Source organism: Ewingella americana (assembly GCF_006438725.1).
In the GTDB taxonomy this organism is placed as follows: Bacteria; Pseudomonadota; Gammaproteobacteria; order Enterobacterales; family Enterobacteriaceae; genus Ewingella; species Ewingella americana_A.
On record NZ_RCZD01000008.1, the window covers coordinates 144,124 to 159,984 of the forward strand.

The following is a 15,861-nucleotide window of genomic DNA, read 5'->3' on the forward strand; positions in this document are numbered from 1 at the left end:
TTAATACGATAAATCAATGGATTTGACGGCTAAATAAGAAATAACTTATTTATTTAAATCGAGGATCTCGCCAACTTTCTCAGCGAAGAATTTTTCATTGGCAGGCGATTGAATAACGTCAGGGTTGGTCATTTGATAATCGACAACTTTGACCATCAGATCGCCAGCCACATGATCTGGATCCAATTCAACGATGTTGATTATATGATGAATAGCCGGATATTCAATGTTGTACTGGATAGTGCTACCGTCAGAGTTAACATAAAGGCAGTTCAGTTTCTTAGCACCAACATCTTGAACAATTACTGGATAAATAAGCTGATCATCCCATTTAACAAAGGCCACATCGCCAATTGCAAAACGGTTAGTACGTGAAGACTTAATCATTTTGGCTAAAAGAGCAGCTGTAAGTTCCATCAGATTAGCTTCTTCCAGCGAAATATGCTGAGATTGAAGTTCGAGACTTTTCGTACCAGTGTATTCAGACTTTAAGCGATCATACTCGGCTTGCAGTTTAGCAACACGTTCTGGTTTAGATAACATTTTAGCTTTTGTCATTGTATCAAACTCCCTTATTTACGGTTCAGTTTAACTTCCAGCAAGAACTGCTCATTATTTTCAGGCATTGCCGCATAACCATCATTTTCATTAACGTAATTCTTCAATTCACTGATAATATCTACAACGGAGGTTGGTACAATGTAGGTCAAGTTATTGATAGGGATTGTCCACGTTTCTAATTTGCCATTTTCGTAGACATAAGTTGCTTTGATATTGCGATGCCCWACGCCTTTAACTACTAAAGGATATTCCCATTCATCGCTCCATTTGATGAATACAATATCACCCACTTTAATTTGATGTTTAAGTGTCATACCGCCAATTCGACCAGCTAAGGCAGCAATACGTAACATTTCTGTTGCTTCTTCAATTGCAATATTGTTAGGATTAAAACGACCTTTCTCATTGATATACGTTTTACGAATCAATGCAGTCATGTCTTCTAATACTTGTAAAGTTGTTTTAGTAGTCATTTTCAATACCTCGCATGGGTTTATCTATTTATTTACTTTATACCTTATTATATGGATTTACGGCTTAAATGTCAAGATATTACTCGTATTGTGTGGGATTTAGGTAATAAAAAACCCACCTAAGTGGGCTTATTTCTTAACCGGATCTTTGAACTTTTGCCGAGCTACTTTTTCAAACTGAAGTCTGAGTTCAGAAAAGTTCTTGGTTAGGCGAGAAATTCTTCCTAACACAATCCCTTCAACTGTAAAAATAATGATCATTATCCAGTAAGCATAATCTGAACCTAAAACCATTCGAACAATATTAGCAACGATAGCGATTAACAATAGGATGAATATTAAGCTCAGCCACTGGAGAGTTTTCTTGAGATGGTCTAAACGAGTTTTTAAAACGTCCAGATCATCCTCCATTCTGAATACCCCGAAGCTGTTTAATAAACCCCAACCGAGTACTCCAAACATACCCAATACCTGCTAGATTAAACGCTGCAGTAGCTTTTGCTCCTACACTAGGCATAGTGAACATACCATATAAAAGCGGTATAGCTGCAAGTGCCATTACAATAACGGCCCACATCATTACTCGAATGGATCGTTTAAGTTGAGCTTCCATGAAAATATCTCTGACTATAATTTTCCCTTAATACGAAAAAACCCGCAATTAAGCGGGTTGTGGTATCGCACCAAGTTCTTCTACTGAAGTGAGGAATTCGGAAGGGATTTCAATCACACAGAACAAGCTCGTTCCTGTAACTGGTAAAGCCGCTTTGTAATAAATCTTGCTGTTATAGAAAATAATACCAATCAAGATTCCAGCAACCATTGTGTCCACTCCATCCACCGCTAAAGTAGATGCGACTGCTTGACCTAATTTATATCGAGAGGGTAACTCCATTGGAGATCCCCGTTCAATGATTTCTCTAATTTCAGCTAAATCATAAACTTGACGATTAAAGAAGGTCTGAGCTTTAATGCGATTTAATTCAGATGGCTTCATCCAGTCTCCTTAGAGACCCAAATGCTCCGGCAGTTTCAAGTCTGCATTGTAGTTAATACCAATACCGTTATCCAGAACGTGCTGAGCGATTGCGCGAGCATGATCTAATGAATGGTATTCATAACTACCACATTGATATTGATTCAGTTCCGGAATATCCGATTCGGTCTGAACACGGTCAATAATGTTATGCATTGACTTTTCCCATGCATCAACAACTTGCTGTTCAGAAGGAGTACCCAGCAGGCACATATAGAAACCAGTGCGACATCCCATTGGAGAGATATCGATAATTTCAACTTCATCACTGTTCAGGTTGTCACGCATAAAGCCGGCGAACAGATGCTCCAGAGTATGGATACCGCGGCCAGTCATCATTTCGTGATTCGGCTTATAGAAACGCAGATCGAAAACAGTGATTGCGTCACCTTTCGGGCCTGTCATTGTTTTACCAACGCGTACTGCCGGAGCGTTCATGATGGTGTGGTCTACTTTGAAGCTATCGAGTAAAGGCATTTAAATCTCACTTTTAATTGATTTGAGGGTTAATCGTGTAGGTCAAGTAAAGGAACCCACATAGTGTTCTTGAATCCCGCACCTACTATTAGTGTCGGGTTAATGAGGCAATAAACACTACCATTAGCAAAAACACCTACAACTATAGAATAACCGCGATTCTGTTCGGATTCAACAAAACGCTGAGCTATTTTATCATGGGCACCTTCGCGATCTAAATCTGGATATGCTTTGGAATCGAAATTACTATCCTGAATCTTGACGTCCATACCCTGACAAGAGTAATTAGTTTTAAAGACCCACTTCCTATTTTCACTTGTTTCGATGTCAGAAAGGTGCTTTGTTTCTACAAATACATCAGGATGTTGAACGCATAAATCTACAAGATGGGATTTAAAGTTCAAGTTGTGGATATTTTTATAGTCGATGGGAAAATGTTCACTCAGTGGAAACATTTCTTCATCTACTGAATAAGTAATCAGCTTCATTTTCTCGCCACGTTCATGATACCAAAGAGCATCATCGAGGGAGATAGAAGGCATAGATTTCATCCAGAAGTGCTCAGACAAAGTGAATTTCTTAATCCACTTAGGATTGAACACGTATTTATAACCTTCAGCAGCCATTGACTTCAGCAGCTCTTCGTGGGATTTTACCACGGGGCGACCGATAATGCTTTCTGCCATGCAGTCTACATAAGCACCACCACCGACTTCGCCGAGATTAACTTCTACTCCGCGTGGAATACCTTCTACATCAATTACACAGTCAATACGCCACATGGGATTATTACCGTAGAGCTCACGGCCTAATGCAGCTACTTGTTGAATTCGTTCAAAGACATCCCGTCGGATGCTAGCACTGAAGCCAGTGTCTTTGTGCTTGAAGACTAACTTCTTCGGTATTATTGTAGGTAATTCGTTTAGTTTCCAAGTCGGAGACATTATAAGATTCCTGATTGAACATAATAAATTCCTTCAATTATATCCAATCAATCAAGTTTTAATTGTTCGAACAATGATTTTAAATCAAGAACTAGATTATCAGCTTACCAATATTTTAAACTAGTTTCCTACTCTCAGCCCCTTGGATAAATCCTCGGGTTTATATACTGATACCTAGTAGGCGTTGCAATCAGGATTGCCCTTTCCCGCTCAAGCTACGGGTAGGTAAATCTAACTATATAAAGCCAGATACCCTTTAGTGTCTAGCTCTTCTCCCGTGGTCAACAAATGCTGACCCCAGTAGTCAATATTCTTTGCCGCATTAATGTCACGATGAATTTTAGTACCATTGTAATCAGTCAACCATCGACAACCTAATTGAAGTTGAGGTCTATACTCACCTGTTTCATAAATGATGCGACTACTAGCAAACCAACGATTAGCCTTAATTAGATGTGAGCCTGTTTCTAAACATTTCTCATCCAAGAATTTAGTAAACATTGACCAACCGGAAGTAATTACTGATTTGGCCAATCTATGATTGCGAACCATACCTTGAATATTCAAATCTTCGATTGTAATCAAAGCATAAGACATTGAAAGGTTATAAGCTAATTTACGCAAATAGTCTTTTCGTTGATTACGAATTTTCAAATGTAAATTAGCTATTTGCTGTCTCGCTTTCAAACGATTTTGAGAGTCTTTGGTTTTCCGACTCAATGCACGTTGATAACGTTTCAGCTTCTTCTCAGCTTTATGATAAAAGCGAGGAGATTTGATTTCCTTTCCATTAGATAACGTGAGGAAACTCTTAAGACCAAAGTCAATACCGACAGAGCTCTTAATAGCATCTTCTGGTGAAACTGTAGAGGCAGTATCTGGCAATTCTATTAGGAAAGAAACATACCATCCATCAGTATCTTTACTTATTGTTGCAGATTTAATAATCCCATTTTCAGGCAGATCTCGGTGCATCTCTAAGCGAAACCAACCCATTTTAGCAAGACGAATCCAGTTGCTTTGATCATTATACCAGATACACTTAAAATAATTAGCCCGTTTGCTACTGAAATTATCCCACTTTAAATTAAACGCTTGCTTTGATTTATGTTTAACTTTGAATTTAGGAAATCCAGGAGTCTTACCTTGCTTTACTCGTCGAAAAAAGTTTTGATATGCACTTTCTAAATCAGCAATTGCTTTTTGCAAACTAGTAGCTGGAACTTCTTTTAGCCAAGGAAACTGTAACTTTAATTCTGGAAGACGTTTGATTAAGTCAAAGCCAGATACTTTGGTTCCTAAATCATACTGCTCTTTGCGATAAGCAAGGGCTTCATTATAAACAAATCGGCAGCATCCTGCGGTCTGAGCTAATTTCTCAAGCTGATCTTCTTGCGGGAATAATCGATATCTATAGGCTTTGTTCATGTTTTTATATACGATTACTTTAAACGAGAAAAGCCCACCTAAGTGAGCTTTTATTTAGAGCGGCTTTGTTAATCAGGCTGATATTCAAAATCAACCAGTTGACCATTTACCCAAGTAGCTGCTACCGGAATAGCACCACCAATAGGCTGACCATCAAAAGTACCTTCACCGCCATTCAGAGTCATTTCTACGAAAGTAGTACCAGCAGTAACAAAGCTGTCTTCAATGTCAACACTTTGAAAGCTAGTGATTGACAAAGAGATAGAATCGGCCTCCAGTGCAGAGTTGATAACGCCCGGAGTTAAGCCTGCAACCGCGGAGTTAATAGCATCTGCTACGCTCTGAGTAACATCTTCGGAGTTTGCTGTCAGGGCTGCTGCTTCAATCGCTGCTTTAATCTTATTGCTCATAATAACATCCTACATTTGCACATGGGAAAGAGTTCTATTAATTATATCAGAGTAAACCTCTGTCAAACATCTCTCGAAGCAATTTTCTAATTTCAGCTCCCAATATCCACATGCGAAAGAGACAATAAGCAGCACCTATATAAGCTGGCCATATAAGAAAATCAAGAACATTCTGCAACATTTAGTAGTCCTTCTTAAAGGATTCTAAGTCTAATCGGATATCTTCTAACTGAGAATAACATTTCCGTAATTGTTCTACGAATCTTCTTTGGTGGACTCGTTTAGTAATATCTTTGAGAATCCGCTTCTCATTATCAGTTAAATATCTTTCAGAATCCGATAGCGATAAAATATAATCACGGATCTGAATCATATTACCTTTTTCTGAATATCCAGAATCCAATCAAGAGTGCAACGTACATGATCATGTACATAGTGATGAAAGAATAACAGAAGACCATGAAAGCCCCAGTAATCTTTAACTTGAGCGTAGTGGTCGAGTGCCAATGTTCGCTAGCGAATTGATCAATTGTGTATCCCAATGCGAAAAGAAATGCCAAAATAATATCAAGATTTGCTTTAACGAGCTTAATCATTATCTATCTCTTATAAATTATTAGGATTTTAATACGAGAAAAACCCACCGAAGTGGGTTTCAATTGCAGATAATGCTGGATTAATTATTGTTGAAGTTATCCAGATAATTAGCCCACGCAAAACGCTGAGTTGCTTTATGGTATTGAATTTGCAACCCTCTCTCGTCTTGACCACCTTCAGTCTTAACAGTGATATTACATTCAATGACTAGATAGCCACCATTATCACTATAACGAGGAGAGAACGATTCAAACGAGACGCCGCTCAATGGAATATAATGATACACATTATCTTCAGCTTTGTCCAAAATAGCACTAATATCGTCAGGGGTTAGTGATGCTAAACGAAATTGAATATTACTCAGATCTTGCAGAGTCATGCCTTCAGGGAAATAACGATCCAGACCTGCTTGCAGCTTTTGATAATAATCCAGAGATGTTGGAGATCCTATTACATAGGATTCACCTGCAAGGAGACTATTATCTTGATGATCTTGAACACGGGCTTGTGTAGCTACGAAGCGGTAAGGTTCAAGATTACGAAAGTCAGCGGCTGATACAATTTCAGGAGAGCGGACAGCGGGCAGTGGAGTAATTGAAGTCGGGATGTTCGGTTCGGCTAACAAAACGGAACGGATTGCAGTGGAAATGATTTCTGACATGATGTCTATCTCTATTAATAAGGAACACTTTACTATATTAATAGAGGTTACTTAGACATTCAAAAATAGAAGATGTTCCTTCGGGGAAGAGAGGCGATAATCTTTACTCGGTAAGAGAGGCCGAACCGGAAGAGATTAAAGCTTACCCCGAAGGAACATTATTTTATACGACTCAAGCAGCTAGCTTTTCAAGTTCTTTCAAGATATCCTCATTAATGCCTTCAAGAGCTGGATCACCATATTGAAGTTTAATCTCTTTGGCTACCTTAACTGCACTACTAAAGGCTTTGTCGTGCTTCTCAGGATCATCTCTGAATTTAGAAACCTTACCTTCAAGCTCGAGTAATTCTTCAAAGAGTGATTCTGGAGTAAGTTTCTTATTATTAACATCAACTTCTCCAGCATCACCCTTACGAATCCATTCCATGATACGCTCCATATGTTGAGGAGTACCGTCCCATGCAACTTGATTGTAATAAGAGATCCCAACCTCTGCGTCTGACAAAAAGACTACGAAGTCATCAGGTAATCCATAATGTTTCAAGTCTACTGTTCTAATTGAATTTTGCATAACTCTACAAGCTTCGGGAGTATCTTCAATTGGAACTTGTAACTGAATCATATCATGGACACAGTTAACGATTTTCCAGTCTTTGTCGTTATCTTCGATATATTTCAGAGTGTTAAAGGCAGACAAGAAGTTGATATCGGAAGAAGCTGATTGGATACCGTTATTTCGTCCTTGGTTGATTGCGTGATCATACCATCCAGAGTTAGTAGATTTAAACATTGCAGCATACATGGAGCGCGTTCTGCCTAAAGCCGAATGTTGTAAACCGTAATATTCTGAGATTGGATCACGACCTCGAAGGTATGTTCCAAGCATGTCAAGAGTACCTAAGAAGGTATTAACAATTGCAACGGCTTCTTCTGTTGTTTTCCCAATTCGTCCGGCTAATATAGGCGCTGGATCGTAGGAATAGATACATAAGAATGAAATATTCTTAGCCGCTTGACGTTGTTCCCCAGTTACTTCTTCTAGAGGTACATCATATGCAGCTGAAGCATTGCTCCTGTGTGCATCGCCCTTGAATTTCAGATCTTTAAAGATCTGCATTACTGGATTTAACTTAAAAGCATCCCCTAACTCTCGAGACAAGTTAAAGGAAGTTGCTAGCTTCGCATCTCCAGCAGATAGAGCAGCTTGACACACTTCTGCTGTTTTCAAGTCAGCCGAGATCAGGGTATAACCTTTAGGGGCTTTGATAACTTGTTTTACATAACCCTTAGTCGAGTTCTTTGAATCACCAGATCGCGGAATCTGTTGTAAATTTGGATCTTGACAAGTACTTCGTCCGCTTACAGCTTTGGTTGCACGATAACTTGCACGAATTCGCTGATCCCAATGGCGGGCCATATTTTCTTGGAAACCTGTCAAGAAGGTACCGATCAACTTCGTGAACTGACGATATTCCAGAAGCTTCTCAGCTACTTCATACCCGGTGTTCTTATGATCAATAATCTCTTGCAAGAAAGCCGCATCAGTTGATTTCTTCTCACGCCTTTCACCAGCTTTCTTATCCCAGACCGTTTGCGGAGTATACTGCAAGCAATCATAGAAGATAATAACCAAATCATCGGATGAGTTAATGTTCAAGAAGTTTCGATTCTTGAACAATGGCTTTCTTGGCATCTTACTAATATAAATCTGGTTTGCTTTCTTAACTATGGGCATTTCATAGAACTCACGTTCCATGCGTGCCTGTTCTGACGCCATTGATTCGGGATTGTTAATATCCAATTGGCTATGAATAGCTTCAATGTCTGTCGGCAAACCAACCCGTTCCATATGAGCCATTACATATTCGATTGGCATCAAAATATCACAGATTGATTGATAAGCAGTATAAGACTTAGCGGCCAGAGATGCTGATAAGATATAGAATACACGAAGAGTGTTCGCACAGTCCATCGCACAATACTCATCCACTTTCCATGGATCGAGTAATGCTAATTTAGCACGAAAGCCTTTCATATTCTGCCAACCAGGATCTTCAAAGTCTAACCAGAACTCAATCTGATGCTCCAAAGACTGCCACGCATTAATATAGCGAGGGCTGGCATAATCTTGATATTCCTTAGAAGCGAACTCTTCTTCTAATGCATGAGCCATACCTTGAGTATCATAATCAGTACCATAATCCGGACGGATCTTAGCACCAGTTGTGATTGCCATCAAACCATAGTCATACGTCGCATTATGTGCAATACGGATGATTCGAGGATCAAGAATAAAGCTATTGATAATACTTTTCAGACGTTCTTTCTGAGCCGGCATCCAAGGAGCTCTTGGATGATCTACACTGATTGCACATGCCCATTCTGGATGATGGGAGAAGCCAAAGGAATATAAGCGGTTCTTAGATTTAGATAAGCTTTCCGCTTCCGTATCCCATGCAGTGTAAATCTTAGTATCAGGAGAAGAGTTTAGAACGTCATGGCAGATCTGCTCAAAACGATCAATATCTTCATCTGTAAAATTCGGGAAGGTTACTGTTTCAGCACGTACTGACCATTTGTCATATAACTCGAGGCCATACATACCCCAGTAGAATGCTTTTGCCAGATCAATACGAACAACACCACCCTGATAAGGGGTCATTGCTACTTGTTCTGGACTTAGAGTGGCAATAGTCGGAACAGGAGCCATACCATGAACCCAAGAGATGCGATTCAATTTGCCACGAAGTTCGTACAGGCTTTTGTCGCCATTGATGAATGTGTTAGCCGGAGTTGCCCCCATAACCACCACTACATCGGGCTGAAAAGATGCCATTTCTTCATAGAGGTTACCGGCACAATGTGCGATCTTATCTGGACTCAAAGCATCTTTCTTACCATGAATGATGCTATTGGCTGAGTTACATTTGGTCAGATAGCCGACTGCAATTGAGAAACCTTCCAAACGTTGCTGATGCATAATAGAACGCAAGAAGCGACCTTGTTCGGATTCCCAATAGTCTCCGGTCGGTTTCAGAGGTGGAGAATCCAGAACAATGAACATGCGCTTAGTTTCATTGGGATCTTTGAAGATGGTAGTCTCTTCGTAGGGATTAATCCCAGAATACATCGGGCAAACGCCCTGCTGACAACGACTCGCACTGTTCTCTGCTTTGGGCATTTTCATCCGCGGTAAGAACTGCGGAACCCGATCAAAATCGCGAAGGTTCAAGTTATATGGATTGAACCCCGCCATGCGATCGTCTAATAGAATTTCGCTCATTTATGATATAACTCTTTGAAGTATTCAATTACAAGAGTTGGCAATGCAGTATATTGCGTTACCCCTTTAATGGAATATACGCTTCTAAAGAAGACTGAGATTCTCGACGAATCATGGGAGATACCATGACGTTCAAAGAAATTGTCGATCTTTTCGAAGGACTCATCTGAAAAATCTAATTTATCTGAAACACCGGATATGATCTTATCCAGAGGAAAATGCTTATTAACAAGGCGAGTGGCTTGAATTTTCGCTACAGACTCTGGAAGCTCATCTTTTAACTTATATGAGACAATCAGAATATCAATTATGGCTTTTTGTAAAAGCTCTTTGAWTTGCTGAGTCATTAGACACCGTGTTTATCATTCCAGACCAGAACGTGTGCGCGTGGGCAGAAGTTATAGYCTTCTTCCAAGCACAGTAGCGCAATGCGTTTCATTGCTAATAACTGTTTATCCAGAGTTACACCTTCTGGCATCAGATAAACATTCTCCGGCCCCATATCGGTTTCTTTCAGAAGTAATTTTACTTCATCTAGATCTTTATCTTCGACGATAACGAATTTCAACCATGGAGTCACCAGAGCATCATTGCAAGTGAAAGTACGCAACGCTTTAACGTAACGTTTCAGACCTTCTTCTTCATTGATGTTCATACCGCACTCAGAGTTACTGAGTTTAGGGCTGATGTTAATCTGATCAAAATGCTTGAGGAAATCAACATTGGCGTCCATTGAACCGGATGTTTCGATCTCAAGAGCCATACCCAGAGCTTTACAGATCAACAAGAATGCTTTCAATTGCTTATTCTTCTGATGCAGTAATGGTTCACCACCGGTCAGAATAATACGGCGGGCTTTGGAAGAATGGACTTTATACAACAGGTCAGCCATTTCCACACGAGCTTTAGCAGTCCAAGTGCGTTTGGAGTCACACCAAGTACAGCGCAAGTTACATTTATTCGTGCGGATAAAGTAGGACGGAATACCGCTTGAAGCGCCTTCACCTTGAAAAGAGAAGAAGTCTTCATTAAGTGGGAGCTCACTGCTCAGAAAATCTTCGCGGGTCAGACCTTCAGGGAACTGATAGCCTTGCAGGAGTGCACGGTCAATAATACCGTTGGCAAACTCGACAGCTGCTTCTGACGAAATTTCGGGTGCAGATTGTGGTACATCGTCATCGTTAATAGAAACGTCTTTAACTTGAATGGCTAGTAAATCCATGATAACCTTCTTTTGAATTATAACTTTCTTAATTTAATACGAACTAATACGAGAAAAGCCCCACCGAATAAACGGGAAGGGCTTCTACAAGAGAGCGTCAATGATTAAGCTTCGCAGGTGTCTGCTAAGTCAAGAATATTGATCAACTCATCAGATTGATGCACGGACATGGCCAGTTCTGAATCTTTGCCGATCTCAGATGATACCACATTATTGCAAATAGGGTACGCTGAGAAGCGGTCTACTTGAGACAACAGGGAACGGCGAGATACTTGAGTCAGAGTCCACCATTGCAGCAGGTTCTTAGACTTCAGTTCCAGCGAAACGTGGCCAGTTTCCAGCTTGGCAATAACGGCGGAGTCTTTAACCTGCAAGACATCAGTGTTAGCCAGAGCTTTCAATGGGTGCATCAGAATAACGCTGCTGCGATCGCCATAATTAAGCTCTTGAACCAGACGTACAACAGCATAGAAGCTGTCAGAATCTGGATCATCCAAAATCTCGCGAATGTCGTGAGACACTTTATAGTTTGCATGGATAACCCCACGCTTACCCAGAGATCGGGTGAACCACAGATTGGCCGTTTTGGAATTCGGATCCGGTTTTTTATTACGCTCAATGAGCACGACGCAGTAAAGGTCGGTCAAAAGCTTCGCACACAATTTTCGGTCTGCCATGATCATATCTCTACATTGCTTACATTAATTTACTAGGATCCACTTCAAAAGAAATACTTTCTAAAATGGCTGAGGCTGATACAGTTGTTTTTCGGTCTGCCATGGTAAATTCAAACCCCAAAGCAGAATTTCGACAGTCGGCACGATTAACCTTAAAGTCGATGTCAATCGTTGAGTTATCCTCAGAGGTATACATCTCAAACTCAGTAGTACCGGTTTCACTATCCGATCCACTAAGATTAACTCGAAGATGTACAGTACTAGGAACTCCCAATAATTTACATTTTACCCGAGCTAGAGGTTCGATATTTCCCAAATGAATTTGGAAACCGGCAGAGTTAGCAAATGTCTCAAACTTCTGACGAACCCCATACCCCAACACAGTGACATAAGGCATCACAGTATCGGACGGGAATGGTACTGCCATATCAACTTTCAAAGGACTAACGGAAAGAGGCTTCATTTTAGATGGCTGTTTTACTGACCAGCTATTATCTGCATTTCGGCGTAACCATCCTAGAATAATGTAAGGTGTTCCTTGAGCATTAAACGTTTCATCTGATTCTAAACCATTAACTACTGAGTAGCTAATCGAATCACGTTGCAACGTTAACTCTTCTGGTCCGTAACCTACAACGGTCTTGATAGGCCATGACGTACCCTCGACCTCAGTAAGAGTATCGACTTTCACCTCAGAGGTCTCTTCAACGATAAGACCATCTGACATGATATACTTTCCTGCACTGAAAGTAACTTCGTTCTTGGCGTTAACAGCAAGGTCGCAGCCCAAGTAGACGCCCTTATGCAGGATATCTTTTAAGAAAGACTTCAGAGATAAGTTACTGAAATCTTCTAAATATCGGAAATAGCGCTTTTGCATATTATATCCCTCAAACTTTTATTTATTTTAACCTACGTACACTTAAGGATTTAATTGAGGTCTATTAAGCTAAAGGTTCAATAATAAACCCTTTAAGTTTTGAGGGACTCTTAATTGTCAAGTAACCTGCTGCTACATCCTTAATATCTACGAAAGTAGTTCCCGAAGTTATCTTGGTTGGAGTAGCTGCATTCGTCCAAGTAATAATCAGCGCATCATCTGTTGCTTGGTGATAATCTGCCAACAAACGAATTCGAGTATTCACTGGAAAAGTCAATAAGCGACTTACGAATACACCACCAGAATTCAGATATCCTCCGGCAATACCAGTTGACAGATAAGGATCTGCTAAATAGGGATCGCTGAAAGTATGCTCACGATTATCCGAAGCTAAGCCTAAAGGAGCAATCTGTACATTTCTTAAGTCTTGATAAGATTCAATCCCGAGGGTTGAAATGTTAAAGCTACTTACCAAGAATCCATTAACCGGAATATTGGCAAAGAGTCGATAAGTGGTAGAGATATCTGCATCAGTACCAGTGGTCAATTGCAAGAAGGAGATTGACAAGAATTCTAAAGTGCTATAGGCAGAGTTCTTATCTGCATTAGCCGCCCAATTCTTATCAAAAGTAATAGTATCTGTGATAATTTTACCATTAGCATCTTTACCGGTTACTTTAACAACAATATTCAGAGTAACTTTAGCCGTGTTGTTAGCCAGAACCATTCGAACTTTAGATGCAGATGAGAAAATAATATTGACCGTCTGACCAGCACCAGATAAGCCAGACAATTTAGCGGCTGATTTAGCTTCTTGTGGTAGAGTTGTCAATTGATTATCCGAAGTCAAATACAATTTCAGATTTTTCATTGGGTAATCAGCCCATGTTGCTAGATTGATAACCGGTTGGGCAGAAGCCTGTAATGGAGCACCTTTATAGATGATCTGTTCAGTTGATTGACTACTCAGGGCTGAAAGAGAGAATGGATTCTCTTTATCCACACGGAAATTCAATGTAGCGCAAACAGACATCAGCAATTCGGCTTGAGCCGGTGGAACGGATGTTAACTTCACAGTTGGGACGTTCGAAGACAATCCATATTTGAATGCTACTTGTGTTCCGGTAGAATCTTTCAGATATAAACAGGTCAAGGGCTGGAAAGGTGGAACATAAGTGTATAAAGTATCTGACACTTTTGTCCATTCTTCTTTAAAGATGGTTACTTTCATCAAGCTACCGGAATAGGCAACATTACCCTCAGTCTCTTTTGTAGTAACGAGGATACCGTCATTGCCCAGAGCAGACCAGACTCCCAGACCAGAGTTGAATGCCATATCGAATAAAGTCAGGCCATGAATGTTAGCATCAGTAACTTTACCCGAACCAACTTTAGCCCGATGATTCCAATCATAGATATTAGCCCAACGACGGAGAGATTTTCCACTAAGGCTATATGCAATACCGGCACTGGATACATAGGCTAATACTTCGTGTGTCTGGTTCAAGGAGTAAACAGCATATTGGCTTTCAGATACCAATTCTACTTTGAGCATTCGGCTAATGAGAGGTTCAACTTCTTCTGCAAAGAGAGTTCTTTGATACCCCGATGCTTGTTCAATGTAAGTAGCTACCAGCATAGAGGAGACGGCCGGAATATCTAAATACTGCGGATTCTCAAGCTTGGCTATGTGTCCATCTTCGAACATAACCGAACCGACATTAACTAGGAGCTGAGAACCGGATACAGATACCTTAAAAGAAGTAGCCAGATCATCCATTGGATTAATGCTAGAGATTATTCCTGGAGACATAGCAGCTTTGCGGAAATTTAAAGTAGAATCCCAAAGCTGGGTTTGCAGATGATCTAATTCGTCCATCCCCACTCGAGTTCCGGCTGAGGTTAGATTTAAAGAAGTATTAATTGTCATTGGATAACCTCAGGAGGAAGGATTAACTCATTATGGTACATATATAAGCGTACATCACTTCGAGCATTGATAATCGCTTTCGGCAAGTGCACGATATTCTGAACCGATACATAACCGCGAACATCGAAGACTTTAGCACTTAATGGGTCACGAGTCTTAAACTCAATGTACACTGGCACCTGCATCTTCAGTTTCTCTTTCAAGAACTCAATAATCTCTCGACACTTGCTAGGTTCGTACCAAACCTTTACAGGCTCAGTGCTCGGGATAGCTATTACAGCATCAGATAAAGACTCGGGGATATTCAGTGCATCAAGAATAGCTTGTTTAACTTCATCTTTAATTGACATGTATTTCGAGTTCTCTTGTGAGGGTCGAAGATGTTATGACCAGTTTAAATGTTGTCGAACCATTTATAAAGATTTCGACTGCTTTTTTATCCAGATTTGGCAACAAAATAGCGGCTCGTTCCGGTACAATTTCTGCTTTACTTAAATGTTCGTTCGTGTCCAATAAAATGAGTAGGCGATCGCCTTTATTTACACCTACTGGATTGAAATTCTGGGGAACAAGAATCAGAGAAGGTTCTGTTTTAACCAGAACTTTGGCTTGTTCTTTCTCAGCTTTCTCGACAAAGACGCTTTCATACATGATGTCAAAAGAAGCTGTGGCCATATAGAAAACACCGCCCAGATTATCTTCTCCGGAAATGTCTTCTGCATCTTGCATACCACTAAATTCAACTGTGCGAGGGAAACCGATCTGCCAGTTCTCTGCTTTATTAAATATTAAGCCTCGATAGAGTCTGAAAACGTAAGAGTTGAATATCTGTTTGACTGCCCAAGTGTATAAAGCAGACTCTTCGGAAGAACGTCCAGACACTAGAATCTCAACGGGAACGTTACCGACAACTCTTTGGATAATAGAACGGACTTTCGTAGGCTTGAATTCAAATCCTGGCCCGAGATCAGGGGAAATAGTGGGAAGCATCCCCACTTTAATTTCAATGCAGGATAATTTGCGAGTATGCTGGCGACTATAGCGGCGAACAAGGGGGAATCGTTCTTGGAATTGTTTACCATTAGAGGATTGAGCCATCAGATTAGAATGCTTACCCTCTTTGGAGAAAGCGTTCAGCAAATCCATAATAACGGTTGCTATCTGGTTCCGCTCGCGACCCATGTCACTTTCGAAGACTGCGGTACCAGCTGTTTGCGGTTGCTCCACACCTTCGATTGGTACTGGACGTGGTTTTTGAGTTGGCTTCAACATGGAAATATCC

17 protein-coding genes are annotated in these 15,861 nt (G+C 40.4%); all 17 read right to left on the reverse strand.

The features are described 5' to 3' along the window. Positions 1 to 45 precede the first annotated feature (45 nt). Positions 46 to 558, reverse strand: coding sequence for a hypothetical protein (locus EAH77_RS15820; protein ID WP_140473778.1), 513 nt, complete (start codon positions 556 to 558; stop codon positions 46 to 48). 14 nt (positions 559 to 572) lie between these two features. Then, on the reverse strand, positions 573 to 1,034 hold the full coding sequence (locus EAH77_RS15825) for a hypothetical protein (RefSeq protein WP_140473779.1): 462 nt from the start codon (positions 1,032 to 1,034) through the stop codon (positions 573 to 575). A gap of 129 nt (positions 1,035 to 1,163) precedes the next feature. After that, the gene (locus EAH77_RS15830; protein WP_140473780.1) at positions 1,164 to 1,496 is read right to left on the reverse strand and encodes a hypothetical protein; all 333 of its coding nucleotides are present in this window, start codon (positions 1,494 to 1,496) and stop codon (positions 1,164 to 1,166) included. Positions 1,497 to 1,695: 199 nt separating this feature from the next. Then, positions 1,696 to 2,031, reverse strand: coding sequence for a hypothetical protein (locus tag EAH77_RS15835; RefSeq protein WP_140473781.1), 336 nt, complete (start codon positions 2,029 to 2,031; stop codon positions 1,696 to 1,698). Positions 2,032 to 2,040: 9 nt separating this feature from the next. Then, the gene (gene luxS / locus EAH77_RS15840) at positions 2,041 to 2,547 is read right to left on the reverse strand and encodes an S-ribosylhomocysteine lyase (RefSeq protein WP_140473782.1); all 507 of its coding nucleotides are present in this window, start codon (positions 2,545 to 2,547) and stop codon (positions 2,041 to 2,043) included. A 29-nt stretch (positions 2,548 to 2,576) separates the two neighbouring features. Continuing rightward, positions 2,577 to 3,491 carry a hypothetical protein gene (locus EAH77_RS15845; protein WP_140473783.1) on the reverse strand — a complete coding sequence of 305 codons (915 nt, stop codon included), beginning with the start codon at positions 3,489 to 3,491 and terminating at the stop codon, positions 2,577 to 2,579. Positions 3,492 to 3,722: 231 nt separating this feature from the next. Next, on the reverse strand, positions 3,723 to 4,919 hold the full coding sequence (locus EAH77_RS15850; RefSeq protein ID WP_140473784.1) for an RNA-guided endonuclease InsQ/TnpB family protein: 1,197 nt from the start codon (positions 4,917 to 4,919) through the stop codon (positions 3,723 to 3,725). A 68-nt stretch (positions 4,920 to 4,987) separates the two neighbouring features. Next, positions 4,988 to 5,329, reverse strand: a complete 342-nt coding sequence (locus EAH77_RS15855) for a hypothetical protein (protein WP_140473785.1) — start codon at positions 5,327 to 5,329, stop codon at positions 4,988 to 4,990. Between the two features lie 676 nt (positions 5,330 to 6,005). Further along, on the reverse strand, positions 6,006 to 6,587 hold the full coding sequence (locus tag EAH77_RS15860; protein ID WP_140473786.1) for a hypothetical protein: 582 nt from the start codon (positions 6,585 to 6,587) through the stop codon (positions 6,006 to 6,008). A gap of 172 nt (positions 6,588 to 6,759) precedes the next feature. Beyond that, positions 6,760 to 9,870 carry a DNA polymerase gene (locus tag EAH77_RS15865; RefSeq protein ID WP_140473787.1) on the reverse strand — a complete coding sequence of 1,037 codons (3,111 nt, stop codon included), beginning with the start codon at positions 9,868 to 9,870 and terminating at the stop codon, positions 6,760 to 6,762. Beyond that, positions 9,867 to 10,217, reverse strand: coding sequence for a hypothetical protein (locus tag EAH77_RS15870; RefSeq protein WP_140473788.1), 351 nt, complete (start codon positions 10,215 to 10,217; stop codon positions 9,867 to 9,869). The genes EAH77_RS15865 and EAH77_RS15870 overlap by 4 nt, the downstream gene beginning before the upstream one ends. After that, complete coding sequence (locus tag EAH77_RS15875; RefSeq protein WP_140473789.1) at positions 10,217 to 11,092, reverse strand: 7-carboxy-7-deazaguanine synthase QueE; 876 nt, start codon at positions 11,090 to 11,092, stop codon at positions 10,217 to 10,219. The genes EAH77_RS15870 and EAH77_RS15875 overlap by 1 nt, the downstream gene beginning before the upstream one ends. Before the next feature lie 104 nt (positions 11,093 to 11,196). Beyond that, positions 11,197 to 11,769 (reverse strand): hypothetical protein, encoded by a 573-nt coding sequence (locus EAH77_RS15880; RefSeq protein WP_140473790.1) that lies wholly within the window; start codon positions 11,767 to 11,769, stop codon positions 11,197 to 11,199. Positions 11,770 to 11,788: 19 nt separating this feature from the next. Next, the gene (locus tag EAH77_RS15885; protein WP_140473791.1) at positions 11,789 to 12,649 is read right to left on the reverse strand and encodes a hypothetical protein; all 861 of its coding nucleotides are present in this window, start codon (positions 12,647 to 12,649) and stop codon (positions 11,789 to 11,791) included. Between the two features lie 64 nt (positions 12,650 to 12,713). Next, the gene (locus EAH77_RS15890) at positions 12,714 to 14,579 is read right to left on the reverse strand and encodes a hypothetical protein (protein WP_140473792.1); all 1,866 of its coding nucleotides are present in this window, start codon (positions 14,577 to 14,579) and stop codon (positions 12,714 to 12,716) included. Further along, on the reverse strand, positions 14,576 to 14,929 hold the full coding sequence (locus EAH77_RS15895; protein WP_140473793.1) for a hypothetical protein: 354 nt from the start codon (positions 14,927 to 14,929) through the stop codon (positions 14,576 to 14,578). Before EAH77_RS15895 ends, EAH77_RS15890 begins: the two co-directional genes overlap by 4 nt. After that, positions 14,919 to 15,851: a hypothetical protein gene (locus tag EAH77_RS15900; RefSeq protein ID WP_140473794.1), complete on the reverse strand. Its 933-nt coding sequence runs from the start codon at positions 15,849 to 15,851 to the stop codon at positions 14,919 to 14,921. Before EAH77_RS15900 ends, EAH77_RS15895 begins: the two co-directional genes overlap by 11 nt. Positions 15,852 to 15,861 lie beyond the last annotated feature (10 nt).